This window comes from Neobacillus vireti (genome assembly GCF_036962345.1).
In the GTDB taxonomy this organism is placed as follows: Bacteria; Bacillota; Bacilli; order Bacillales; family Cytobacillaceae; genus Neobacillus; species Neobacillus vireti_A.
In genome coordinates this window covers 144,909-170,944 of sequence record NZ_JBALNB010000005.1, presented here as the reverse complement: position 1 = coordinate 170,944, position 26,036 = coordinate 144,909, and the positions used below count along the sequence as shown (strand labels likewise).

General features: G+C 37.5%; 23 protein-coding genes. All 23 read left to right on the top strand.

Going from position 1 to position 26,036, the window contains the following annotated elements; genetic code table 11:
* Positions 1-30 precede the first annotated feature (30 nt).
* The 23 genes from V7108_RS04675 to V7108_RS04565 all read left to right on the top strand — a co-directional run bounded on the left by V7108_RS04675 (position 31) and on the right by V7108_RS04565 (position 25,947).
* Positions 31-1,269 (top strand): M16 family metallopeptidase, encoded by a 1,239-nt coding sequence (locus tag V7108_RS04675; RefSeq protein WP_335509372.1) that lies wholly within the window; start codon positions 31-33, stop codon positions 1,267-1,269.
* Positions 1,270-1,414: 145 nt separating this feature from the next.
* Complete coding sequence (locus tag V7108_RS04670; protein ID WP_335509374.1) at positions 1,415-1,660, top strand: YlmC/YmxH family sporulation protein; 246 nt, start codon at positions 1,415-1,417, stop codon at positions 1,658-1,660.
* Positions 1,661-1,832: 172 nt separating this feature from the next.
* The gene (dpaA, locus tag V7108_RS04665; protein ID WP_335567452.1) at positions 1,833-2,735 is read left to right on the top strand and encodes a dipicolinic acid synthetase subunit A; all 903 of its coding nucleotides are present in this window, start codon (positions 1,833-1,835) and stop codon (positions 2,733-2,735) included.
* On the top strand, positions 2,732-3,331 hold the full coding sequence (gene dpaB, locus V7108_RS04660; RefSeq protein WP_335509378.1) for a dipicolinate synthase subunit B: 600 nt from the start codon (positions 2,732-2,734) through the stop codon (positions 3,329-3,331). Before dpaA ends, dpaB begins: the two co-directional genes overlap by 4 nt.
* A gap of 184 nt (positions 3,332-3,515) precedes the next feature.
* The gene (gene asd / locus V7108_RS04655) at positions 3,516-4,574 is read left to right on the top strand and encodes an aspartate-semialdehyde dehydrogenase (RefSeq protein ID WP_335509379.1); all 1,059 of its coding nucleotides are present in this window, start codon (positions 3,516-3,518) and stop codon (positions 4,572-4,574) included.
* A gap of 33 nt (positions 4,575-4,607) precedes the next feature.
* Complete coding sequence (gene dapG / locus V7108_RS04650) at positions 4,608-5,852, top strand: aspartate kinase (protein ID WP_335567451.1); 1,245 nt, start codon at positions 4,608-4,610, stop codon at positions 5,850-5,852.
* A 77-nt stretch (positions 5,853-5,929) separates the two neighbouring features.
* The gene (gene dapA, locus V7108_RS04645) at positions 5,930-6,796 is read left to right on the top strand and encodes a 4-hydroxy-tetrahydrodipicolinate synthase (protein WP_335509384.1); all 867 of its coding nucleotides are present in this window, start codon (positions 5,930-5,932) and stop codon (positions 6,794-6,796) included.
* A gap of 222 nt (positions 6,797-7,018) precedes the next feature.
* Entirely contained in the window at positions 7,019-8,686 is a 1,668-nt protein-coding gene (locus V7108_RS04640; RefSeq protein ID WP_335567450.1) for a ribonuclease J, read from the top strand.
* Between the two features lie 128 nt (positions 8,687-8,814).
* A complete protein-coding gene (locus tag V7108_RS04635) occupies positions 8,815-9,570 on the top strand; it encodes a ClpP family protease (protein ID WP_335509387.1) in 756 nt (251 codons plus the stop codon).
* A complete protein-coding gene (locus V7108_RS04630; RefSeq protein WP_335509389.1) occupies positions 9,567-9,806 on the top strand; it encodes a YlzJ-like family protein in 240 nt (79 codons plus the stop codon). The genes V7108_RS04635 and V7108_RS04630 overlap by 4 nt, the downstream gene beginning before the upstream one ends.
* A 153-nt stretch (positions 9,807-9,959) precedes the next feature.
* Positions 9,960-12,314, top strand: coding sequence for an FtsK/SpoIIIE family DNA translocase (locus V7108_RS04625; protein ID WP_335509391.1), 2,355 nt, complete (start codon positions 9,960-9,962; stop codon positions 12,312-12,314).
* A gap of 248 nt (positions 12,315-12,562) precedes the next feature.
* Positions 12,563-13,288, top strand: coding sequence for a GntR family transcriptional regulator (locus V7108_RS04620; RefSeq protein ID WP_335509393.1), 726 nt, complete (start codon positions 12,563-12,565; stop codon positions 13,286-13,288).
* Between the two features lie 108 nt (positions 13,289-13,396).
* Positions 13,397-14,470 (top strand): BMP family lipoprotein, encoded by a 1,074-nt coding sequence (locus tag V7108_RS04615; RefSeq protein WP_420489007.1) that lies wholly within the window; start codon positions 13,397-13,399, stop codon positions 14,468-14,470.
* 169 nt (positions 14,471-14,639) lie between these two features.
* On the top strand, positions 14,640-16,163 hold the full coding sequence (locus V7108_RS04610) for an ABC transporter ATP-binding protein (RefSeq protein ID WP_335567449.1): 1,524 nt from the start codon (positions 14,640-14,642) through the stop codon (positions 16,161-16,163).
* A complete protein-coding gene (locus V7108_RS04605) occupies positions 16,160-17,239 on the top strand; it encodes an ABC transporter permease (RefSeq protein ID WP_335509400.1) in 1,080 nt (359 codons plus the stop codon). The genes V7108_RS04610 and V7108_RS04605 overlap by 4 nt, the downstream gene beginning before the upstream one ends.
* Position 17,240: 1 nt before the next feature.
* A complete protein-coding gene (locus V7108_RS04600; protein ID WP_335509402.1) occupies positions 17,241-18,191 on the top strand; it encodes an ABC transporter permease in 951 nt (316 codons plus the stop codon).
* A gap of 199 nt (positions 18,192-18,390) precedes the next feature.
* Positions 18,391-19,671, top strand: coding sequence for an EF-P 5-aminopentanol modification-associated protein YfmF (gene yfmF, locus V7108_RS04595; RefSeq protein WP_335567448.1), 1,281 nt, complete (start codon positions 18,391-18,393; stop codon positions 19,669-19,671).
* The gene (gene yfmH, locus V7108_RS04590) at positions 19,671-20,960 is read left to right on the top strand and encodes an EF-P 5-aminopentanol modification-associated protein YfmH (protein ID WP_335509405.1); all 1,290 of its coding nucleotides are present in this window, start codon (positions 19,671-19,673) and stop codon (positions 20,958-20,960) included. The genes yfmF and yfmH overlap by 1 nt, the downstream gene beginning before the upstream one ends.
* 73 nt (positions 20,961-21,033) lie before the next feature.
* Positions 21,034-21,756 (top strand): elongation factor P 5-aminopentanone reductase, encoded by a 723-nt coding sequence (gene ymfI, locus V7108_RS04585; protein WP_335567447.1) that lies wholly within the window; start codon positions 21,034-21,036, stop codon positions 21,754-21,756.
* A gap of 79 nt (positions 21,757-21,835) precedes the next feature.
* A complete protein-coding gene (locus tag V7108_RS04580; RefSeq protein WP_034676717.1) occupies positions 21,836-22,093 on the top strand; it encodes a DUF3243 domain-containing protein in 258 nt (85 codons plus the stop codon).
* A 167-nt stretch (positions 22,094-22,260) separates the two neighbouring features.
* Complete coding sequence (locus V7108_RS04575) at positions 22,261-23,892, top strand: transposase (RefSeq protein WP_335567446.1); 1,632 nt, start codon at positions 22,261-22,263, stop codon at positions 23,890-23,892.
* 324 nt (positions 23,893-24,216) lie between these two features.
* Positions 24,217-25,008, top strand: coding sequence for a YmfK family protein (locus tag V7108_RS04570; protein ID WP_335509414.1), 792 nt, complete (start codon positions 24,217-24,219; stop codon positions 25,006-25,008).
* A gap of 21 nt (positions 25,009-25,029) precedes the next feature.
* Positions 25,030-25,947, top strand: a complete 918-nt coding sequence (locus tag V7108_RS04565; protein ID WP_335509417.1) for a helix-turn-helix domain-containing protein — start codon at positions 25,030-25,032, stop codon at positions 25,945-25,947.
* Positions 25,948-26,036 lie beyond the last annotated feature (89 nt).

The window sequence follows — 26,036 nt, the reverse complement described above, 5'->3', positions numbered from 1 at the left end:
TTCCGCTTTTCTATAGACAGGAGGATTTTGATGATTAACAGATATTCTTGCAAAAATGGAGTAAGAATTGTATTAGAAAATATTCCAACAGTAAGATCTGTAGCCATTGGAGTATGGATTGGTACAGGTTCAAGAAATGAAAATCCCCAAACAAATGGTATTTCACACTTTTTAGAGCATATGTTCTTCAAAGGAACGAAGACACGATCAGCGAAAGAAATAGCTGAATCCTTTGATAGTATTGGCGGCCAAGTGAATGCTTTTACCTCAAAAGAGTACACATGCTATTATGCCAAAGTACTGGATACACATGCACAATTCGCTTTAGATGTATTAGCTGATATGTTCTTCAACTCAACCTTTGTTGAAGAAGAATTAAATAAAGAAAGAAATGTCGTTCTTGAAGAAATTAAAATGTATGATGATACTCCAGATGATATTGTTCATGATTTACTCAGCCGTGCTATTTATGAAAATCATCCTCTCGGGTACCCTATATTAGGAACTGAAGAAACACTGAATACGTTTACAAGCAATACTTTAAAAGAATATATTCACAATCATTACACACCTGAAAATGTTGTGATTTCGATAGCTGGTAACGTTTCTGATAATTTTATTAGGGAAGTTGAGAAATATTTTGGATCGTATGAAGGTGGAAACAGTGCCATTACCGAAAATATTCCTACCTTCCATTCCAATCGATTATCCCGTAAAAAAGAAACGGAACAAGCACATCTGTGTATTGGTTTCGAAGGTTTAAAGATTGGTCATGAAGATGTCTACAGCTTAATTATTTTAAATAATATTTTAGGCGGCAGTATGAGCAGCAGGCTTTTTCAAGAAGTCCGTGAGCAGCGCGGTTTAGCTTATTCTGTTTTTTCTTATCATTCGGCATATCAGGATAACGGTGTTGTGACAGTTTATGGCGGGACAGGAGCTAAGCAGCTGAATGTATTATTCGAAACAATTCAGGAAACGCTTGGAAAATTAAAACAAGATGGTATCACAGAAAAGGAATTAGTCAATAGTAAAGAACAATTAAAAGGAAGTTTAATGTTAAGTTTGGAGAGCACCAATAGCAGGATGAGCCGGAATGGAAAAAATGAACTACTCTTAAAACGTCATCGTTCTCTTGATGAGATTATTGAACAAATTGATCAAGTAACAAAACAAAGTGTGGATGGTATGGCAAATTCTGTGTTTACAGACAAGTACTCAGTATCCTTGATTAGTCCTGACGGAGAATTGCCAAAAAATTTAGGGTAACAGATGAAAACAGTTCAATGTGAACTGTTTTTTCTTTTATCGTCTAGCGAGCCCCTGTTCAAGGCGCTTTCGCTTTTCTTAGTCTAAATTAGGACTTCCATCGATAAACATATAGTAAAGAATGTTATGAGAGGAGTACTATACAATGAGGTTAAGTGAACTAAGTGGTAAAGAAATTGTAGATGTAAAAAAGGCAGAGCGGTTAGGAGTTCTTGGACAAACAGACCTTGAAATCAATGAAAGCACTGGACAAATTCAGGCATTATTGATCCCATCTTCTTTAAAATGGTTTGGATTTAGAAAGCAGGGTGGAGAAATTAGAGTGCCCTGGCAGCATATTAAGAAAATAGGATCTGATATGATTATTATTGATGTACAAGAAGAAGAGTAAATTTCATATGGTTAACAAAACTTAAAAGCCCAAGCAAATTAAATTTGTTTGGGCTTTTTTATTTATCTGTTGATGGAAAACTCACAGATTGAACCTCTCTTACATAATATGTTGAAGTAAAAGAAGAAAAAGACTTCTGTTTGGATTTTTTGAAAAGAAGGTGAATGATTTCATGCTGACAGGGATGCAGATAGCCGTGATCGGTGGAGATGCAAGACAGCTGGAAATTATCCGGAAGTTAACCGAGTTAGATGCAAGGTTATCATTAATAGGCTTCGAGCAGCTTGACCACGCGTTCACTGGCGCTGTGAAGGAAAAGTTGGATGAAGTCGATTTTACAAATATGGATGCCATTATCTTACCGGTACCCGGTACAAATTTAGTGGGGCATGTTGAAACAATCTTTTCCAATGAAAAGGTTACTTTAACAGCCGAAATGCTTTTGAAAACACCTGATCATTGTACCATTTACTCAGGAATTAGTAATGCTTTTTTAAACGATATTACGAAGGAAGCAAATCGTCAACTGATTCAGCTTTTTGAAAGAGATGATGTGGCCATTTACAACTCCATTCCAACGGTGGAAGGAACTATTATGATGGCTATCCAGCATACAGATTTTACAATTCATGGTTCAAATATTGCTGTATTAGGACTAGGAAGAGTGGGGATGAGTGTAGCACGAACCTTCCATGCACTTGGAGCAAAAGTAAAAGTGGGTGCAAGAAAAAGTGAACACCTTGCTAGAATCACCGAAATGGGTTTAACCCCTTTTCATTTAAACGAATTAGATAAAGAGGTTAAAGATACAGATATTTTAATTAACACGATCCCTCTCTTAATTGTGAGTGCTTCCGTTATTTCCAAAATGCCCGCTCATACGCTGATCATTGACCTGGCATCCAAACCAGGTGGAACTGATTTTAGATATGCAGAAAAAAGGGGCATAAAAGCTCTGCTTGCACCAGGATTACCTGGAATAGTCGCGCCAAAAACAGCTGGTCAAATACTAGCTAATGTTCTGGCCCAATTGCTTCAAGATGATTCAGTCAAGCGAAAGGGGAAAATCAAATGAGTTTAAAAGGGAAAAAGATAGGCTTTGGGTTAACAGGTTCACATTGTACGTATGATGCTGTATTTCCGGAGATCGAGAAGTTAGTTCTAGCAGGTGCCGAGGTTTTACCGGTCGTTACATTTACGGTAAAAAATACAGAAACACGTTTTGGAAAAGGTGAGGATTGGATTCAAAGGATAGAGGATTTAACAGGAAACAGAGTCATAGACTCAATTGTTAAGGCTGAGCCATTAGGTCCTACAATTCCTTTAGATTGTATGGTTATTGCCCCAATGACAGGTGTTTCAATGAGTAAATTTGCAAACGCCATGAATGATAGTCCTGTATTAATGGCTGCAAAAGCCACATTGAGAAATTTAAAACCGGTGGTACTCGGAATTTCTACAAATGATGCTTTGGGATTAAATGGAGTTAACTTAATGAGATTAATGGCAACAAAAAATATTTATTTTATACCGTATGGCCAGGATGACCCTATCAAAAAGCCTAATTCGATGGTGGCAAGAATGCCGATGTTAATGGAAACCGTTGAGGCTGCTCTTTCTGGCAGGCAAATTCAACCAGTTCTAGTAGAAAGATACAAGGATATAGACTAATTCAAACTCCTTTCATTAAATATGGTTTTTTCTTTCAAGGAATATGTTAATATATTTATAATTCAATCATCAGTGGGACCTATGATCTCGCTGATGAGAATTTATTTTAACTATTTCTGATTCTTATACTATTGAAACAGAAAAGACCAATAAATAGATGCAAGATTGAAGGGAGTACTAGAAAATGAATCAAATTAGTGGTTATCATGTTGCAGTTGTAGGTGCTACAGGAGCGGTGGGTCAACAAATGATCCAAACGTTAGTTGAACAAAAATTCCCGATTAGGCAATTGACCTTATTATCTTCTGCACGTTCAGCTGGTAAGAAAGTTACAATTGATGGGGTAGAGCATACGATTCAAGAAGCTAAGCCTGAAAGCTTTGCTGGCGTGGATATTGCTTTATTCTCGGCTGGCGGCAATATATCAAAAGAACTTGCTCCTGAAGCAGTAAAGCACGGTGCTATCGTAGTCGACAACACAAGTGCATTTAGAATGGATCAGGATATTCCGCTCGTTGTACCTGAGGTAAATGAAGATGACCTGCTTAAGCATAATGGCATTATTGCTAACCCTAACTGTTCTACCATCCAAATGGTGGTTGCGTTAGAGCCAGTTAGACAAAAATATGGACTTAAGAAGGTTATCGTTTCAACCTATCAAGCAGTTTCTGGTGCTGGTGCTGTTGCGATTGAGGAATTACAGAATCAAACAAAAGCGATTCTTAATGGTGAGCCGGCAGAGCCAAAAATATTACCTGTAAAAGGTGACAAGAACCACTATCAAATTGCTTTTAATGCTATACCACAAATTGATAAATTTACGGAAAACGGCTACACATATGAAGAAATGAAAATGATAAATGAAACGAAGAAGATTATGCATATGCCTGAGCTTCCAGTTGCGGCAACTTGTGTAAGATTGCCTGTAGCAGTTGGTCACTCTGAATCTGTTTATTTTGAAATTGAAGCAGATGGAATTAGTGCAAATGAAATGAAGGAACTTTTAAAAACAGCACCGGGTATAGTTTTGCAGGATGATCCAGAAAATCAATTATATCCAATGCCTGCGAATTGCGTCGGAAGTAATGATGTTTTTGTAGGTCGAATTCGCAACGATTTAAATGAAAGTCGTGGTTTCCATATGTGGGTTGTTTCTGATAATTTACTGAAGGGTGCTGCCTGGAATTCAGTTCAAATAGCAGAAAGTTTAATAAAGCTAGGATTAATCAAAGAAAAAAATTAAAGGTCTGATAAAAAAGGCAGGTTTATAAGTCATATGAAAATGATAGTTCAAAAATTTGGCGGAACTTCTGTCAGGGATGAAGCTAGTAGGAAACATGCTAGGAAACATATTGAAAATGCATTAGCAGATGGATATAAGGTTGTAGTGGTTGTATCTGCAATGGGACGGAGTGGTGAGCCTTATGCAACAGATACACTACTCTCATTAATTGGGGGTAATCAAAGCAAGGTTAGTAAACGAGAACATGACTTGCTTTTATCTTGTGGTGAAATCATCTCTAGTGTTGTTTTTGCAAATATGTTGAAGGAAAATAACATCAACGCGATTGCTTTGACAGGGGCTCAGGCAGGATTTAGAACCAATAACGATCATTCACAAGCAAAAATTATCGATATGAAATGTGATCGTTTGCTGCGAGAACTCGAACAGAATGATGTTGTGGTAGTTGCTGGATTTCAAGGCGCGGCCAAGAACGGTGACATCACCACAATTGGACGAGGTGGCAGTGATACTTCTGCTGCTGCTTTAGGTGCGGCTATAAATGCAGAATGGATAGATATATTTACCGACGTGGAAGGAATCATGACAGCAGATCCAAGAATTGCAGAAAATGCTAGACGGCTTTCTGTTGTAACTTATACAGAGCTATGTAACATGGCCTATCAAGGTGCCAAGGTTATTCATCCAAGGGCAGTAGAGATCGCTATGCAGGCTAAGGTTCCGATTCGCATTCGATCAACCTATTCTGATAATTTGGGTACATTGGTTACATCCATCTCGAAAGGATCACGAGGCAGTGATATCAAAGATAGAATGGTTACTGGAATCGCCCATGTTTCGAATGTGACTCAAATCAAAGTATTTGCAAAGAAAGACCAGTACTATCTTCAATCTGAAGTATTTAAAGCAATGGCGAATGAAAAAATCAGTGTGGATTTCATCAACATATCACCTAATAGCGTTGTTTATACGGTGACAGAAGAAATGACTAAAAGAGCCATTGAGGTTCTGCAAGAATTAGGGCATGAACCTGTAGTAGAGCGTCACTGTGCAAAGGTATCAGTAGTTGGAGCCGGTATTGCTGGGGTTCCTGGTGTTACTTCTAGAATCGTTACTGCTCTTTCCGAGAATGGGGTTCGTATCTTACAATCTGCTGACAGCCATACAACGATTTGGGTACTTGTGAAGCAAGACGACTTGGTTAAATCAGTGAATGCATTGCATGACACCTTTCATCTTGAAGAAGAAACACTTGAAACAAAGATTACTGATATCTAATAATGTTATTTGATAATGGCGTTTGAACTCAAATTGCCATTGTCTTATTGATATTCGTAATTGAAAGGAGTAGTAAAATGGTTCATTTTGGACGGGTTTCAACTGCCATGGTTACCCCTTTTGATAAAAAAGGACATATAGATTTTTCTAAGACTACTCAATTAGTAAATTATCTCATCGATAATGGAACGGAATCCCTTGTAGTTGCGGGGACAACTGGTGAATCGCCAACACTGACAAAGGAAGAAAAATTGGCATTATTTAATCATGTCGTGAAGGTAGTGGGAAAAAGAATTCCTGTAATTGCCGGCACAGGCGGTAATAATACCTATGCAACGGTAGAGCTGACTAAAAAAGCAGAGCAGCTTGGTGTAGATGCGATTATGCTAGTAGGTCCTTATTATAATAAACCAAATCAAGAAGGCCTTTATCAACACTTTAAGACTGTTGCTGAAGCCACTTCTTTGCCAGTGATGGTTTATAATATTCCGGGCAGGTCGGCAGTAAATATTCACCCTGATACAATTATTCGGTTATCAAAAATTTCAAATATTGTAGCTGTTAAAGAAGCAAGCGGAGACTTGAATGCTATGACTCGTATTATTGCCAATACGGATAGTGACTTCGATCTCTATAGCGGTGATGACGCTTTAACCGTTCCGGTACTATCCATCGGAGGAGCCGGCGTTGTCTCTGTAGCTTCACATGTGGTTGGAAAAGAAATGCAAGAAATGGTCAGAGCTTATTTAAATGGAGATAACGAAAAAACAGCTAAGCTGCACCAAAAGCTTCTTCCGCTTATGCTGGGATTATTTGCAGCTCCAAGTCCTGGACCCGTTAAAACAGCACTACAGATTAAAGGGCTCGATGTAGGGTCAGTAAGACTACCTCTTGTTCCATTAACTGAACTGGAGCGATCTACTTTAATTAAGTTATTGAATTAATAATAAAAATGCCAATCAAATTAAATTGATTGGCATTTTATTTTGCATTCCGGTACCATACTTCTCTTTGATGTATGATCCTCCTTTTGGAAAATGGTTGTAAAGGTTTTCAGATATCAAGTATAATAGTCATAACTGATTTCGATCGGGCAATATTGAAATGTCGAAGACCTCTAGTGAAGGGCGCTTGAGATAGACAATCAACATAGGAGGAAACGGAAATTGATAAATAGAAAAAATAGTTCCATTAAGATCATCTCGCTTGGTGGTATTGGAGAAATCGGGAAAAACATGTACCTAGTCGAGGTGGACAAGGATATCTTTATTATTGATGCCGGGTTAATGTTCCCCGAGGATGAAATGCTCGGTATTGATATCGTTATTCCAGACATTAGTTATTTAACTGAAAACAAAGAAAGAGTAAAGGCGGTTTTCCTCACACATGGTCATGAAGATCATATTGGTGCTCTTTCTTATCTTCTCCGCCAAATGGATGTTCCTGTATACGGAACAAGACTAACCTTAGCGCTTGCCAATGCAAAGCTTAAGGAGCAGGAATATAGCGGGAAGACAAATTTTATTGAAGTGACATCCGATACAATTGTTCAAATGGATTCGATTGAAGTCAGCTTTTTCAGAACGAATCACAGTATTCCAGATTCTGTAGGTGTTTGTATACATACTTCAGAAGGTATCATTGTTTATACGGGTGACTTCAAATTCGATCAGGCAGCAACAAAGCTGTATAAGCCTGATATTGGGAAAATGGCTGCAATTGGGGAAAAAGGTGTATTGTGTTTATTATCGGACAGTACAGAAGCCGAAAAACCTGGTTACACTATATCCGAGGCAATTGTTGAACGTGAATTATCTACTGCATTATACAATACTAGAGGGAGAATGATTGCTGCCTGCTTCGCCTCTGATATTAACAGGATTCAGCATATCTTTAATGCTGCAAAGGATCATGGACGTAAAGTAGCTGTAGTTGGAAAAAGTCTAGAAAGAATTTATCATATTGCCCTAGACTTAGGCTACCTAGAGGTAGAAGAAGATCTTATAATCCCTCTTAGCGAAATCAATAACTATGAAAATAAGGAAATTCTAGTTTTAATGACAGGAAGTCAAGGAGAGCCGATTGAGGCACTACAAAAAATGGCAAAGCAAACAGCGAAGCATATTAATATTCAGCCAGGTGATACAGTATTAATCGCCGCATCGCCACTAAGGGGAAGTGAATTATTAATATCAAGAACAGTTGATATGCTGTTAAGAGCCGGAGCAAATGTAATTTCAGGAAAAAGGACCATACATGTTTCTAGTCACGGCAGCCAAGAAGAATTAAAATTTATGATTAACTTAATGAAACCTCAATACTTTATTCCTGTTCATGGGGAGTATCGTATGTTGAAGGCACATCGTAAACTAGCACTTGATTGTGGAATAAGTGATGAAAATATTATCATTGCTGACCGCGGAGATGTAGTAGAATTTAAGGATGGAAGGTTAAATATCTCGGGTAAAGTTCCTTCCGGAAACGTTTTAATTGATGGCATTGGTGTTGGAGACGTCGGAAATATTGTATTACGAGATCGAAGACTCTTATCTCAAGATGGTATTTTAATCGTAGTGGTTACCTTAACTCGCCAGGATAAAAGGATAGCAGCAGGGCCTGAAATTATCTCACGTGGTTTTGTCTATGTTCGTGAGTCGGAAAAATTAATGGATGATTCTACAAAATTGGTTTTGGAAATCGTGCAAAAGAACATTTCTAAGGAAGCTTTTGAATGGGCAAGCTTAAAGCAGGATATTAGAGATGGACTAAACAGGTATTTGTTTGAAAAAACAAAAAGAAGACCGATGATACTTCCAATAATTATGGAAGTATAAGATAACTTTCACACAGGCATTGGGGAGACCCAATGTCTTTTTCTTATAACTTTTGATAATTCCACCTTTCAAAGAATGAAATTGTTTCATAGGTCAATACTAACGTTATCATGCGTGAAGGGAGACTTATGATGAATAAGGAGCTACAAAAAGGCGAATCGGAAAATCAAGAAGGGCAAGAACCTCAGAAAGAGGATAAGCCATCTTCTTTAATGGAAAAAATCCAGCAGCTCGGACAAACAAATGTTCCGCAGCTATCCTCCGATTCGAAAATTCATTGTTTGACGATTATTGGACAAATTGAGGGTCATTTAGCTCTGCCTCCACAAAATAAAACGACAAAATATGAACACTTGATACCTCAATTAGTCGCAATTGAGCAAAACCCGAAAATTGAAGGAGTCCTCATTATATTAAACACAGTTGGCGGAGATGTGGAGGCAGGACTAGCGATTTCAGAGATGCTGGCGACGTTATCAAAACCTACTGTTTCAATTGTCTTAGGCGGCGGGCATTCAATTGGGGTCCCAATAGCAGTCTCATGTGACTATTCTTTTATTGCCGAAACAGCCACAATGACCATCCATCCAATACGTTTAACTGGTCTAGTAATTGGTGTGCCGGCAACCTTTGAATATTTAGATAAGATGCAGGATCGAGTAGTTAACTTTGTAACCAAGCACTCGAAAATACCTGAAGAAAAATTTAAAGACTTAATGTTTGCTAAAGGAAATCTTACTCGTGACATTGGAACAAATGTCGTAGGTCCAGATGCAGTGGAATATGGATTGATCGATGAGGTTGGCGGGCTGGGTCAAGCAATGAAGAAACTCAACGAATTGATTGATCAGTCAAAAGTGTCAAACGAGGGGTTGATTCAATGATTCTCTATACCATGATGCCGCAGGAATTAATCTTTCCTACTGAGGCAGAATCCTTAACGAAACAGCAAACAGTAACCTATCAAGGGGTATCGTTAATTGTTGAACAAATTGACTCACAAAATGTACAAGTTGTTCGTGTATTAAGCAGTGATCCGCAGCATTATCTTGACGAACGATTATGTCCTGGTGCTAAAATTTCTTGTGCAAGCATTCAAGGATTGTCCGCAAACTTTTAGGATATTATGGTATAATCAGAATACCAAGCATAAGCAGCCATTCAGGCTGCTTTCTTCCTTTTGTGGATTATTTTTATACGAAATTAAAATCTAAGTTTGATAATGCATAAGGTTGATAATGCTAGTACTACATTTATATAGACAGGTGATTAAATGGCTAAAAGAAAGAGAAGGTCAACAAAGAAAAGGGATAATCATTTAAAAGAAACACTTAAATTCGAATTATCAGCACTGATCCTATTAGCACTTGCGATTATTGCTATAGCGAAATTGGGAGCAGTGGGTGAAGCGTTAGTATTATTTTTCCGCTTCTGGATGGGCGAATGGTATATGCTAAGCTTAATAGGCCTAGTTATATTGAGTGTATATTTAATGTGGAAACGAACTATACCCTTTTTCTTTCATATTAAATTAACGGGTTCATATTTTATTGTTTCTGCCATTCTTCTTTTAAGCCACGTAACCCTATTTCATTTACTAACGAATGATGGGAACTTTAATAATCCTAGTGTGATAAGCAATACATGGGAAATTTTCATAATGGAAGTCAAAGGGGAAACAAGTACTATTGATCTTGGCGGTGGAATGATAGGTGCTGTTCTGTTTGCAATGTTTCATTATCTATTTGCAGAAACGGGAACGAAGATTATTGCTTTTATCTTTATCCTCATTGGATTTATTTTACTTACAGGAAAATCGTTCGGAGAATTTGTTGCAAAAGTAGGAATTACGATAATTGAATTTTCAAAGGGACAATGGAGTGCCTTTCAATTAGATATGGAAGAATGGAAACAGAAGAAACAGGAAAAAAAGGAAGAAAAACGTGTGCAGCGACAACGCGAACGAGAAAACCGTGCTGCGTCAGCATCCGTTCAACCAGAAATCATTACACCCATACCAGGTACTCAAGATGAATTAATAACTCCAGAACCTCTTATTTCAAGTTTTGCCGATCGTGTATATCCCGAAGAAGAACCACCAAAAGCGAAACGAAGAAAAGAGGATTCTAAAAATAAAGCAAATGATCAATCAATAGAGGAAGAGGACTCCACTCCGCCAATTACGTTTACGGAAGTAGAAAATGATGCTTATGAACTACCACCGTTAAGACTCCTTAGGATGCCAAAGAAAACCGACCAGAGTGGTGAGTATGAACTCATACATGCTAATGCGGCTAAACTAGAAAGGACCTTCCAGAGTTTTGGTGTAAAGGCTCGTGTAACCCAAGTGCATCTTGGACCAGCTGTTACCAAATACGAGGTTCATCCAGATGTAGGGGTTAAGGTAAGTAAAATTGTCAGTCTAAGTGATGACTTGGCATTGGCACTTGCTGCTAAAGATATACGGATTGAGGCCCCTATTCCTGGAAAGTCTGCCATTGGAATTGAAGTGCCTAATTCTGAAGTAGCGGTTGTTTCCTTACGAGAGGTACTAGAAGCAACCCAGAATAATAAACCTGAAGCAAAGCTTTTAATTGGTCTTGGCAGAGATATTACCGGTGAGGCCGTGGTAGCAGAATTAAATAAAATGCCCCACCTGCTTGTAGCTGGATCAACAGGAAGCGGAAAAAGTGTTTGTATTAATGGTATTATTACGAGTATCTTAATGAGGGCAAAACCTCATGAAGTAAAATTAATGATGATTGACCCGAAAATGGTCGAGTTAAATGTCTATAATGGTGTCCCTCACTTATTAGCACCGGTAGTTACCGAACCAAAAAAAGCATCTCAGGCGCTAAAAAAGGTTGTTAGTGAAATGGAGAGACGTTATGACTTATTCTCTCATACCGGGACCCGTAATATTGAAGGGTATAACGAACAAATTAAAAGACATAACTTGGAAGAAAATGACAAGCAGCCACTTTTACCCTATATTGTCGTTATAGTAGATGAACTTGCAGATTTAATGATGGTAGCTTCTTCTGATGTGGAGGATTCGATTACTAGACTTGCACAAATGGCTCGAGCTGCAGGAATTCACTTAATTATAGCTACTCAACGTCCATCTGTGGATGTTATCACCGGAGTTATAAAGGCCAATATTCCTTCCAGAATAGCCTTTGCAGTTTCAAGTGCTACAGACTCAAGGACGATTTTGGATATGGGTGGTGCGGAAAAACTGTTGGGCAGAGGAGATATGCTATTTCTACCTGTTGGGTCATCTAAGCCTGTTCGGGTCCAGGGAGCATTTTTATCTGACAATGAAGTAGAAGAAACCGTAAATTTTGTAATTGGACAACAAAAGGCCCAATATCAAGATGAGATGATTCCGGATGATACCCCTGAAGCAGTTGGTGAAGTAGATGATGAACTATACTCAGACGCGGTTGATTTAGTGATAGAAATGCAAACAGCTTCTGTATCTATGCTGCAAAGACGATTTAGAATTGGTTATACTAGAGCAGCACGTTTAATTGATGAAATGGAAGCGCGTGGAATTGTAGGAGCTTATGAAGGCAGCAAACCTAGAACAGTATTACAATCCAAAACAAATGAAGAAGTTAACTAAATTTTGAGCCATTTGGCTCTTTTTTTTTGATAAATACACCTAACTATTATAGGGAATAATAAAATTTAGCTGATTTTAAAGGGAAAAAGACTTATTACTGCAAAAGTTTTTCGACAAAATTTCTTTTTTCGACAAAATATTGAAATACTATTTCCATTAGCCTGAAAAAATGGTATATTAACTTCGATTAGTAGGAATGATTATACATCAGATGTCTGATGTCTTATGAAAGAGCTGGAGGTACCTGCATGTCTATAAAGCTAGATAACCGACATTTATATTTACAAGTAATCGATCGGTTAAAGCAAGATATCGATCAAGGGGTATATAAAGAAAAGGAAAAGTTACCTTCTGAATTCGATCTTGCCAAACATCTTGGCGTAAGCAGAGCCACACTTCGAGAAGCATTGCGAATACTTGAGGAAGAAAATGTCATCATTCGCCGCCATGGAGTTGGCACGTTTGTTAATGCAAAACCACTGTTTACCTCAGGGATTGAACAACTTAATAGTGTCACAGACATGATACTTCAAGCAGGGATGAAACCAGGCACCATCTTTTTAAGTTCATCAACAGTTGGGGCCACAGAAGAGGATATTCGGCGTTTCTCATGTTCTACAAATGAAGAAATTGTAATCATGGAGCGGGTTAGAACTGCAAACGGGGAGCCTGTTGTGTACTGTATCGATAAGGTACCTCAAAGAATCTTGCCAGAAACATTTTCCCATGGAGAGGAATCAATTTTTTCCATTTTGGAAGATGAGGCGAACCGAAAAATTACATACGCGGTTGCTCAGATTGAACCAATTGGTTATCATGAGAAAATTTCCCCAATTTTAGAATGCGAGCCAGAAACAGCTTTGCTTGTTTTGAAACAAATGCATTTCGATGAAATGGATGAACCTGTCCTTTTCTCGGTAAACTACTTTAAAGCAGATAAATTTAGTTTTCGGGTATTGCGAAAAAGATTTTAATTATTTTGCAGGTATGAAAACGTAATCACTGCTTTTTGAAAGTTCCTACTAAATCAAACAATATATAGGGGGTCAAAGGTCTTGAAAAAACGTAAATTTGGCTTGGCTATGTCATTTATTTTAGCTGCAGGCACAATTCTAGGAGCTTGTGGCGGCGGTGACAAAGATACCGGTGGTAAGGATAACGGTAAAGAAGCAGTTAAAATTGGTATGGTTACAGATGCTGGTACAATTGATGATAAATCTTTTAACCAAGGTACTTGGGAAGGGATTCTTCAAGCAAAAGAAGAACTTGGAATCCAAGAAAAATATCTTAAGCCAGCTGGTACTACAGAGGCTGAATACCTAAAAGAAATGGGCAACTTATATGATGCTGGTTATAAATTTATCGTAGCACCTGGTTTCAAATTCGAAACTGCCATATTCCACGCACAAGATAAATATAAAGATGCAAAATTTGTCATTCTTGATGGTAATCCACATTCTGGTGATTTTAAACCAGTTGTTAAGGATAACACAGTTGCGGTTTTCTTCTCAGAACATGAATCAGGTTTCATCGCTGGTGTAGCTACTGCCGTTGAAGTAAAAGAAGGCGAAGCTGGCTTTATTGGCGGTATGGAAATTCCTGCAGTTCAAAAGTTTAACTGGGGCTTCCAACAAGGACTAAAATACGCGAACGAAAACCTAGGTACAAATATTACACTTAAAGCTGAGAACGTAGTTTACCAAGGATCATTTGATAATGTAGCTGCAGGTGGACAAATTGCAGCTCAAATGTATGACCGTGGTGTAGATGTTATCTTCGCAGCAGCTGGCGGTGTTGGTGTAGGAGCAATCAATGAAGCAAAAACTCGTAAGAAAGCTGGAGACGACATTTGGATCGTTGGTGTTGACTCTGACCAATATGCGGATGGAATTTATGAAGGTGAAAAATCTGCAATCTTAACTTCCGCAATGAAGAAATTAGACGTTGTAACGTTTGACATCATTAAACGTGAATTAGACGGTAATTTTCCTGGCGGCGAGACATTAACGTATGATGCGAAAAATGACGGTATTGGATTGCCAGAAGAAAATCCAAACTTGAGTGATGAAGCAGTTGCTAAGGCAAAAGAAGCATTTGATAAGATCAAATCCGGAGATATTAAAGTTTCAGGTGAGCAAGGCAGCTTATTTAAGTAAAAATAGTATAAAAGAGACGGTTTATCTCCCGTCTCTTTTATGTACTTTTGTGACAATAGTGGTTTAATAAATAGCATTTGGCAAAAATTTCTTTTCAATAACCTTGTTGTGATAGGGGGCTCCCTATTTTCATAGAAATTCGAGTCTAAATAAAAAGGTGAGTGCTACTATGAGTTATGTGGTTGAAATGCTGAATATCAGGAAGGAATTCCCTGGTATTGTAGCAAATGATAATATTACCCTTACACTAAAAAAAGGGGAAATACATGCACTGCTGGGGGAAAACGGTGCCGGTAAATCAACTCTAATGGGCGTATTGTTCGGTATGTATCAACCTGAGCAAGGGGTCATAAAAATCCACGAGGAGGAGGTTCGTATTGCAAATCCGAGCGTAGCCAACCAACTTGGTATTGGAATGGTCCATCAGCATTTTAAATTAGTAGAAAATTTTACAGTAACAGAAAATATTATTCTAGGCAGTGAACCATTAAAAGGTATGGTCCTTGATATTGATAGTGCTGCAAAAAGGATTGCGGAATTGTCAAAGCATTATGGTTTAAATGTTGATCCACATGCGAAAATCGAAGATATTTCTGTAGGAATGCAGCAAAGAGTAGAAATTATGAAAATGCTTTATCGCGAAGCTGAAGTTCTAATTTTTGATGAACCGACTGCGGTTCTAACCCCAAATGAAATAGAAGAGCTTATGAAAATCATGCGTAATCTAATTAATGAAGGAAAATCGATTATCATTATCACACATAAGCTGAAGGAAATTAAAGCGGTCGCAGATCGTTGTACCGTTATTCGACGTGGAAAAGGTATTGGAACGGTTAACGTAAAAGAAACTAGCGAGGCACAAATGGCAGAAATGATGGTTGGCCGTCAGGTTAACTTTAAAGTGGATAAGAAAGAAAGTACACCAGGAGATGTTGTACTTCAAATAGATTCTTTATCAGTTAAGAACAGCAGAAAAGTAATGGGTCTTAAAAATTTCTCTGTTGAAGTAAGAAAAGGAGAAATTCTTGGTATTGCTGGGGTTGAAGGGAATGGACAATCGGAACTCGTGGAAGCGATTACAGGACTTCGAAAGGCAGAATCCGGAAAGATTTTATTAAATGGAAATGAAATAACGAATATTCCTATTCGTAAAAGAATCGAAAGCGGTATTGGGCATATTCCGGAAGACAGACATAAACGAGGTCTTGTCCTTGACTATACATTAGAAAATAATATGGTTTTAGAAATTTATAATAAACCGCCATTTGCAAAATATGGATTATTAAATGGTTCTGCTATTAGGAAATATGCTAAAAAAATACTGGAAAACTTTGACGTGCGCTCAGGAGAGGGCGGGGTTTCCATTGCCAGGACATTATCAGGCGGAAACCAGCAAAAGGCTATCATTGGTCGTGAAATGGAATTAGACCCTGATTTATTAATTGCAGTTCAGCCTACACGTGGCCTTGATGTTGGTTCAATCGAATATATCCACAAAAGATTAATTGAGCATCGCGATAAAGGGAAAGCTGTTCTTCTAGTTTCTTTAGAGCTTGATGAGGTACTTCAGCTTTCAGACCGTATTGCTATCGTTAATAATGGTGAACTCATTGGAACGGTTAATGCATCTGAAACGAATGAAAATGAGGTAGGACTGATGATGGCTGGAGTGAATAAGGAGAGAAGCGTATGAGAAACACCATTGTATCTTTAATTTCAATTATTTTAGGACTAATAGCTGGCGGCTTATTGATGCTCTTCATAGGGGCAAGTCCGATTGAAGGTTACACGTATTTATTCCAAGGTGCATTAAAGAATATATCACGTATTGGTGATACTCTTGCAACTGCAACACCACTTATTTTTACTGGGCTTGCTGTCGCGTTTGCCTTCCGTACAGGTCTATTTAATATCGGTGCAGCAGGTCAAATGTTAATTGGCGGTCTTTGTGCTACTGCTGTCGCGTTAACGTTTGATTTTCCAAGACCAATCCTAATCCTAGTAATGATACTAGCTGGTATTGTAGGTGGAGGATTATGGGCATTTATTCCAGGCTATTTTAAAGCAAGATTCAATGTGCATGAAGTAGTATCAACAATTATGATGAACTGGATTGCGTATTGGACAGTTTACTATGTTGTTCCTGGTTATTTTAAAGGTGAATTCCTAGAAACTGAATCACGTAAACTTGCGGAAGATTCTACTTTGAGAACGCCTTGGCTGACAGAGATGTTTCAGGGTTCCTACATTAATTTAGGTTTGTTTTTTGCAGTTATTACTGTACTTATCATTGCATTCATCGTTAATAAAACTACATTAGGATTTGAGTTAAAAGCGGTTGGTTTCAATCGGCACGCAGCTGAATATGCAGGTATGAAAGTTAATCGGAATATCATCTTATCGATGTTAATTTCTGGTGCCCTTGCAGGTCTTGGCGGGGTAGCATTATATACTGGTAATGCTTCCAGCATGCAAATCGGTATTCTGCCAACTCAGGGCTATGATGGGATTGCCGTTGCATTACTTGGGGCAAACTCACCAGTTGGTGTATTCTTTGCAGCACTCCTTTTTGGTATTCTTTATTCAGGTACAGGCTTTATGAATGCGATGATCGAAATCCCACCAGAGCTTGCTAATACAATTATTGCCATTATTATTTATTTTGCTGCTACCAGTGTACTAATTCACCGTCTGCTAAATAAATTCCGTAAGACTCGTTCCAATTCAAATGATGTAAATGGACCTGTTGGCAAGAAGGGAGAAGCATAAAATGTGGACCATAATTGAACAAATATTCCCTTACGCAATTGTTTTTACCATCCCACTTCTCATTACAGCTTTAGGCGGTCTTTTTAGTGAAAGAAGCGGTATCGTTAATATTGGATTAGAAGGTTTAATGATTTCAGGAGCATTTGCGAGTGCACTAACGGTTAACTTTTTGCAGGATAGTATGTCAGGATCAGCGGTATTGTGGGTGGGGTTATTAGTAGCGGCAATAGTCGGTATTTTGTTTTCCCTATTACATGCTTTTGCCAGCATTAATTTAAGTGCTGACCAAGTAATCAGTGGTACAGCGATTAACATGATTGCGATGGCTTTGACCGTATTCTTGGCTCGAAATATAACTGGAAGTGGTAATATTCGTATCACTAGTGGGTTTACACCATTTGATGTGCCAATTTTATCGCAAATTCCAATTATTGGAGATTTACTGTTTACAAAAACGTATGCCACAACTTGGTTTATACTAGTGGTACTACTTATTAGTGCGTTTGTACTAAATAAAACAAAATTTGGTTTACGTTTAAAGTCTTGTGGTGAGTTTCCGCAGGCTGCTCAAGCAGCAGGGATTAATGTAGTGAGAATTCGATATATCGGTGTTATGCTATCGGGTGCACTATCAGGATTAGGCGGAGCAATCATTATTCTAACCTACGCAGGTGAATTTACTGGTTCCGTGTCAGGGCTAGGATTCTTGGCATTGGCTTCCTTGATTTTTGGACAATGGAGACCACTCGGAATCTTAGGAGCAACATTATTCTTCGGATTTGCTAGCACAATCGCTAACGTATCACAGGTTATCCCTGAATTGGCAGTTATTCCGCCAATTATTCTAAAAATTTTCCCATACGTGGTAACATTAATTGCTTTAGTTATCTTTTCTAAATCTTCACAAGCACCTAAAGCAGCAGGAGAACCATTTGATCCAGGAAAACGATAAGATTTGTAAAGTAGAAAAGGCTGGCTTATCTGTCAGCCTTTTTTGTTTTGTTAATAGCAGGGGTTTTAGCTTGTAAAAACCAAGCCTGGCAAATTATAGTAAGAATAAGTGTTAAATACATTGGAAAAGATGTAAAATAACCGGATGAATGTTTACATATATAAATAAGAAAGATTTGAAATCTAAAGGAGGCAATTAGATGGGTTCAACTACGGAAAAAATCACCAATATGCATGGCTACAAACTCCATGTCATTGAAACCAATAAATACAAAACAAATACATTTGTTTGGAAAATGAAAGCACCACTAACAAAGGAAGATGTAACGAAACGAGCATTGCTTCCTCAAGTATTACAAAGCAGCTCCTCGAAATACCCGACAACTACGGCTTTACGTTCTTATTTAGATGAATTATATGGAGCTACACTATTTATTGATTTAGCAAAAAAAGGTGAATATCATATTATCAGTTTTACTCTTGAGATTGCAAATGAGAAATTTTTAAGTGACCCCGCCCCATTAATGAAAAAAGGTTTCGAACTTCTTTCAGAAGTTTTAACAAAACCGAATGTTTCCGGCAATGCTTTTGATCAGGAAACAGTGAACAAAGAAAAGAGGACCTTAAAACAGCGTATTCAATCTGTGTATGATGATAAAATGCGTTATTCCAATGTCCGCCTGCTGAAAGAAATGTGTAAAGGTGAGCCATATGCTCTGCAAGTGAATGGTGAAGCCGAGGATGTGGATGCTATCACTGCAAGTAATTTATACGACTATTTTAAAAAGGCCTTTTCCGAAGATGAAATGGACCTTTATGTAATTGGTGATGTAAAGGAAGAAGAGGTAAAAAGCATTGCGAATGAACTTCTTTCTTTTGAAAACCGCACACCGAAAAAATTTCAGTCAAAAGAAATTCTGAAAAAAGAGCAGGTACAAGAAATTAAAGAAGAGCAGGATGTAAAGCAAGGAAAATTGAATATTGGTTATCGTACGAATATTGTTTATGGAGACAGTGATTATTTTGCTCTTCAATTGTTTAATGGGATCTTTGGCGGCTTTTCTCACTCGAAGTTGTTTATCAATGTCCGTGAAAAGGCAAGCTTAGCATATTATGTCTCAAGCAGGCTTGAGAGCCATAAAGGTCTTATGATGGTCATGTCTGGGATTGACCTTAAGAATTACGATCAGGCTGTGGGAATTATCCGCGATCAATTAGAAGCAATGAAAAAAGGTGATTTTACGGAGCAGGAATTCGTTCAAACAAAAGCAGTAATTCGTAATCAAATTCTTGAAACAATTGACACCTCCAGAGGACTGACGGAGATTCTTTATCATAATGTAGTTGCAGGCAAAGACATTAAACTTGAGCAGTGGATCAATGATATGGAAAAAACGACAATGGATGAAATAGTTGCGGTTGCCAATAAAATTGAACTTGACACTATCTACTTCTTAACAGGAACGGAGGCGGCAAAATAATGGAAAAAATAAATTTTGACCAACTTCAGGAAGAACTTTACCATGAAAAGTTATCTAATGGGTTAAATGTTTATATATTGCCGAAAAAGGGTTTTAATAAGACGTTTGCAACTTTTACGACGAAATATGGATCCATTGATAACCATTTTGTGCCGCTCGGAAAAGAGGGGTTTGTAAAAGTTCCTGATGGTATTGCCCATTTTCTAGAGCATAAGCTTTTTGAAAAGGAAGATGGGGACGTTTTTCAACAATTCAGTAAACAAGGTGCGTCAGCAAATGCTTTTACATCCTTTACAAGAACAGCTTATTTGTTTTCTAGTACATCAGATGTAGAGAAAAACCTGGAAACGTTGGTTGATTTCGTTCAGGACCCGTATTTTTCTGAGAAGACGGTTGAAAAGGAAAAAGGGATTATCGGTCAGGAAATTACCATGTATGACGATAATCCGGATTGGCGCCTTTATTTTGGGCTGATTCAAAATCTTTATCAAAATCATCCCGTTAAAATAGATATTGCTGGTACAATTGAATCGATTTCTCATATTACAAAAGATTTGCTCTATGAGTGCTACAATACCTTCTATCATCCGAGTAATATGCTGTTATTTATTGTCGGACCTGTTGATCCCAATAAATTTATGGATCAAGTCAGAGGTAACCAAGCAAAAAAAGAATACAAAGAGATGCCAGAGATTCAGCGTAAATTTGAAGATGAGCCAGTTCAGGCAGCACAACAGAAGCAAGTGCTAGAAATGAATGTGCAAACCTCAAAATGCTTAATTGGGATGAAAGCACTACATGTGGACCAAAGTGGTGCACAGTTATTAAAGAATGAGTTAACCATGAATGTACTTTTGGATTTGTTATTTGGAAAAAGCTCGGAAAATTATAATCAACTTTATAACCAAGGACTAATTGATGAAACCTTCTCTTATGATTATACCCAGGAACAAGGATTCGGTTTTGCGATGGTAGGCGGAGACACGGAAAATCCTGATAAACTTGCAGAGCAGCTAAAAGATATGCTATTTCAAGCCAAAAACGGAACAGCGTTTACCGAGGATCAATTAGAACGAGCAAAAAAGAAGAAAATTGGCGGGTTTTTGCGTGCAGTGAATTCACCAGAATATATCGCAAATCAATTCACAAGGTATGCCTTTAATGACATGAATCTATTTGATGTCGTTCCAACATTAGAGAAAATTACGCTGGATGACGTTAAATTAATGGCTTCGGAAGTTATTTCAGAAGAACGTTTTTCAGTTTGCCAAGTCATACCTAAAAAATAGTGAAGAAGCGTCGCTAGCCGGCGCTTCTTTCGTTTAAAATGAATAGTAGTTAGAAAGGGAAAGAGTGAGATAAATGGAAAAATATGCACTAATTACTGGTGCGAGCGGAGGCATCGGACAAGCGGTTGCTTTAAAACTAGCTTCTTTAGGGTATCATTTGTATCTGCATTTCAATCAAAATGAACAATCAATACAGAAATTACTTAGAAGCCTTAAACCATTTGGCGGTGAATACATAATCATACAGTCCGATTTAGAAAATCCAGATGGATATAAAAAAATTTGTTCCCAAATTTTCTCACTAGATTCAATCATCCATTGTAGTGGTAATAGCCAGTATGGACTCCTGGTTGATTTAAAACAGGAGGAAATGGAATCCCTAATGAGAGTTCATGTGATGAATCCAGTGATGATCACGAAAGAACTGTTACCGAAATTAATAAAAAAACGATCTGGAAATGTAATTTTTATCTCTTCCATTTGGGGTCAAATTGGTTCCGCATGTGAAGTGGTTTATTCAAGTGCAAAGGGAGCACAGATTGCCTTTGTAAAAGCATTAAGTAAGGAGATGGCATTGAACGGTGTACGAGTTAATTCCATTGCTCCTGGTGCTGTAGAAACGCCGATGATGAGCCAGTTTACAGAAGAGGATAAACAAATCCTTCAATACGAAATCCCGATGGGCAGGCTGGCTCTTCCTGAAGAAATAGCCAACGGTGTGAAATTCTTACTATCAGATGAATCTTCCTATATAACTGGCCAAGTTCTTTCTATTAACGGCGGCTGGCATACATAATTTATACATTTAATTTTCGTGAATAATTTCTTCCCTACCATTGCAAAATAATACTGTACAATAAAAAGGAGGGTTTAATATGTCAGTTTTAGATAACTGGAAGCAATGGGAAGATTTTCTTGCTGATCGTCTTCATCAAGCACAAAATGAAGGGATGAGTGAGGGAGCAATAAGTGCACTCGCTTTACAAATTGGGGATTATTTAGCAGAACAAGTGGAACCTAAAAATGAGCAGGAAAGAATCCTTGCTGACCTATGGTCTGTTGCTGATAAAGAAGAACAACAAGCAATTGCGAATATTATGGTTAAATTAGTTCAAAATAATGGAAGTCGCTAAGAGAGAGGGTTAACCTCTCTTTTTTGTATTTAGATCTAAATTTACCAAAGCTAAATCGGGAAAACCCCTGCTTTTAGGAACCGATTTTATTATTGCATATCTATGAGTTTTTTGGTAAAATATATAGGAACATACGTTTGTCCGAGACCTGAAAGTAGGTGTGAAACATGGCGAAAGTAAAAACTCCTTCATTCATCATCGATGTAGAGATAAAAGGTAAGAATAGAGATTTTTTAAACATCGAATCTGAATTGGAAATTAATCGAGTGATTTATAATACATCACTCGGTGAGTATCTAAAGAGAGAAAAACAAATGAAAAGGACGAAACGATACAAAAAATTAGTCCGTATTTCAAGAGCTATAAAATCACATCTAGCAAGAAATTGTAACAAAGAAAAGATGGAGTATTTTCAAAACGAACAGAAAAACATCTCTGAAGAATTCAAGAAACTTAGAGAAGAATTTGGACTAACAGAGTATTCAATGCACGAATACATAAAAGAAGTTCGAAATCACTTTAACGGTAAAATAAATTCAATCATCGCCCAAAAAACAGCCACAAGAGCATGGAACACGATCAAACAAAAATTGTTTGGCAAAGCGAAAAAAGTGGTATTTGTTAAGCGTGGAGAAATGGATTCTTTTGAAGGCAAAAACAATGAAACAGGTTGGAGATTTAAAAATGGGAAAATAATTTCTAATGATGTGTTATTGGATCTGAAGGTAAAAGAAATGGATATATATCTAAAAGAAGCTTTTCATCTACTAAATTCCCAACAGACATTTCAATACAAGAACAAAGATGGAGAAACTGTTACAGACTTCTTTAGGGTAAAATATGTTCGTATTTTAAAACGAGTCATAAGAGGGACCGTTCGGTACTATGCTCAACTGGTTTGTACGGGTTATCCTCCCATAAAAAAAGACCGGAAAACAGGACAAGTGAAATATCCTTTAGGCAAAGGTCCGCTTGGGACCGACATTGGTACATCCTCGATTGCAATATCAAGTACATCAAAGGTTCTATTGAAAAACTTGGCTGAAAACATAAAAAAGGTTGAAAATGTACAACGAGAAATCAGATTATACAATAGGAAACTAGACCGTTCGAAACGTGCTACTAATCCACAGAACTACGACGAAGCAGGTCGTACTAGGAAAGGTAAAAAGCAGTGGAAGTTTTCCAATAACTTTAAGAAACTAAAAGCTCAATTGAAAGAGATATACCGAAAATTAGCTTTATATCGTAAGTTTAGCCATCAATACGAAGTCAATCGAATGGTTATTTTAGGAGACAGATTCTTTGTCGAAGAAATGAATTTTAAAGCCCTCCAAAAACGTGCTAAAAAGACAGAAGTTAGTGAAAAAACAGGTAAGTATAAAAGGAAAAAACGATTCGGTAAAACCATAGCACGTCGTTCTCCCTCAGCCTTCGTAAGTCTACTTTCAAGAAAAGTCACAGCATTGGACGGGACTTTCATCAAAGTCAAAACATCCTCTTTTAAAGCTAGTCAATATGATCACAAAGCAGACAAATGCAAAAAGAAAGAATTGAAAGAACGATGGCATATATTTGATGATGGTACCAAGGTCCAACGTGATTTATATTCTGCCTTTCTTTTAATGAATTCAGATTTGTTAGGATTGAAATGTGATAGAGAAACTTGCCTAAATACATTTGAGCAATTTTTAACATTTCACGAAGAAGAAATTAAAAAAATTGAAAATGATAATGAGGTAATTTTAAATTCGGGCATTAAATTGAAAGCAAAAAAGACTGCAGGATGTGCAGTCTAACATTCCATTTCATTGCGGCTTGATGTAGCCGAGTTCGAAAGAACAAAAGATGTAGTCGTCAATGGCAACAAAGGTTGCTTTGCCTACAAATGTTCTAACAAAACTAGTTCCAGTTCCTGTTTCCAAAGCCGTTTTCTTCTTAAAGAAAAGTGTGTGTACGAATAGGCGAAGACTAGGAAGTTAGAATCCACTACATTTATGTATGTGGAGCATCAGTTTAATAAGCATTGAACTTGTTTTTGCTTTCATCTTCAATCAAAATCATATATTATAATGGATAGGTGAAATCAAGAAAAATTTGTCGTTACCGATTAGGAGGTTTTTATGGAGAAAAAAGAGTGGTATTTAGAATATGAGATTCAAAAAAACCGTCCTGGTCTATTGGGCGACATCTCTTCATTACTTGGTATGCTGTCAATAAACATTGTCACGATAAACGGAGTGGATGAAGGAAGACGCGGTTTATTAATGTTATCAAAAGATGATAATCAAATAAAACGTTTAGAGTCAATTTTAAATACAATGGACACAATAAAAGTTATAAAGATTAGAGAACCAAAACTTCGCGATCGTCTGGCAGTTCGCCACGGACGTTACATACAGCGTGATGCAGATGATAAAAAGACATTCCGATTTGTTAGGAACGAACTTGGTGTATTAGTTGATTTTATGGCTGAGTTATTTAAGCAGGAAGGGCACAAACTAATAGGGATTCGTGGCATGCCAAGGGTGGGTAAAACGGAGTCTGTAGTAGCTGCCAGTGTATGTGCAAATAAAAGATGGTTATTTGTATCTTCCACTCTTCTAAAGCAAACGATACGGAATCAGCTGATTCAAGATGAATACAACGAAAATAATTTATTCATTCTTGATGGTATAGTTTCTACAAAGCGTGCAAGTGAACGTCATTGGCAGCTGGTACGTGAAATTATGCGTTTACCGGCCGTTAAAGTGGTGGAGCATCCTGATATATTTGTGCAAAATTCAGAGTATACTCTTGATGACTTTGATTATATTATCGAGTTGAGAAGCCACGCAGACGAAGAAATTACATATGACATTGTTGACCAAAATAACTTATTCTCTGGCTCTGATTTTGGAGATTTTGGATTTTAATTAATTGGAAGGTGTTAAAAGGTGACAGAATTAGGTAATCGACTAAAAGAAGCGCGATTAGCCAAAGGACTAAGCTTGGAGGATTTACAATCTATCACGAAGATTCAAAAACGATATCTGATAGGGATCGAAGAAGGCAATTATTCTAGTATGCCAGGTAATTTTTATGTCAGGGCTTTTGTGAAACAATATGCAGAAGCGCTTCAGCTTAATCCCGAAGAAATCTTTGAAACATATAAGAATGAAATTCCAGCAACACATAACGAGGATTTACCCGAACAATTATCAAGAGTAAAAACACGAAAAACTGTTACTGAAGGCTCCTCGAAAATTTTTGATATTATTCCCAAAGTCTTAATTGGGGTCTTTGTTATAGGTGCAGCCGGGCTATTATATTACTTCTTTGTTAATAACGTTGGAGGCAATGGAAATAACGCGATTAATAAAGAGAATGAGCCAGTAAAATTTATCCGCTCTGAAAATCTAGAAAAAGCGGAAGAGACCGAAAAGGATTCAGAAAAAGAAAACGACAAAGAACAAAACGATGAAGAAAATCAGAACGAAGAAGAAAAGACTGTTGAGGAAAATCCTGTAGAAACGCCAAAACAAGAATTAACAGCTGTTCAAAACAGTGGAAAAAACTCTACGTATGATTTGAAAAATACAGATAAATTTGTCGTAAAACTGGTTTCAACAGGGCAAACATGGGTTAATGTTAAAAATAGCAGTGGTAAATCCTTGTTTCAGGGTCTATTATCAACCACTGGTACCCAAAGTACAGAAGTAGATTTAACAGGCGACACCAAAGCAGTCATTGTTGTTGGTAGAGCGGTCGATACTGAAATTTACGTAAATGACCAAAAGCTTGAGTATGCAATCGCACCTGCTGATGTGGTTCAACAGAACATTACGATTCAATATGTTCCGAAGAACGGATAGTCATCGAGTGATGACTATTTTTCGTTCTTAATAATGGTAGTTTACCTAACGATTGTGTTAAAATCTTAAAGCCGATTTTAACGTGGACA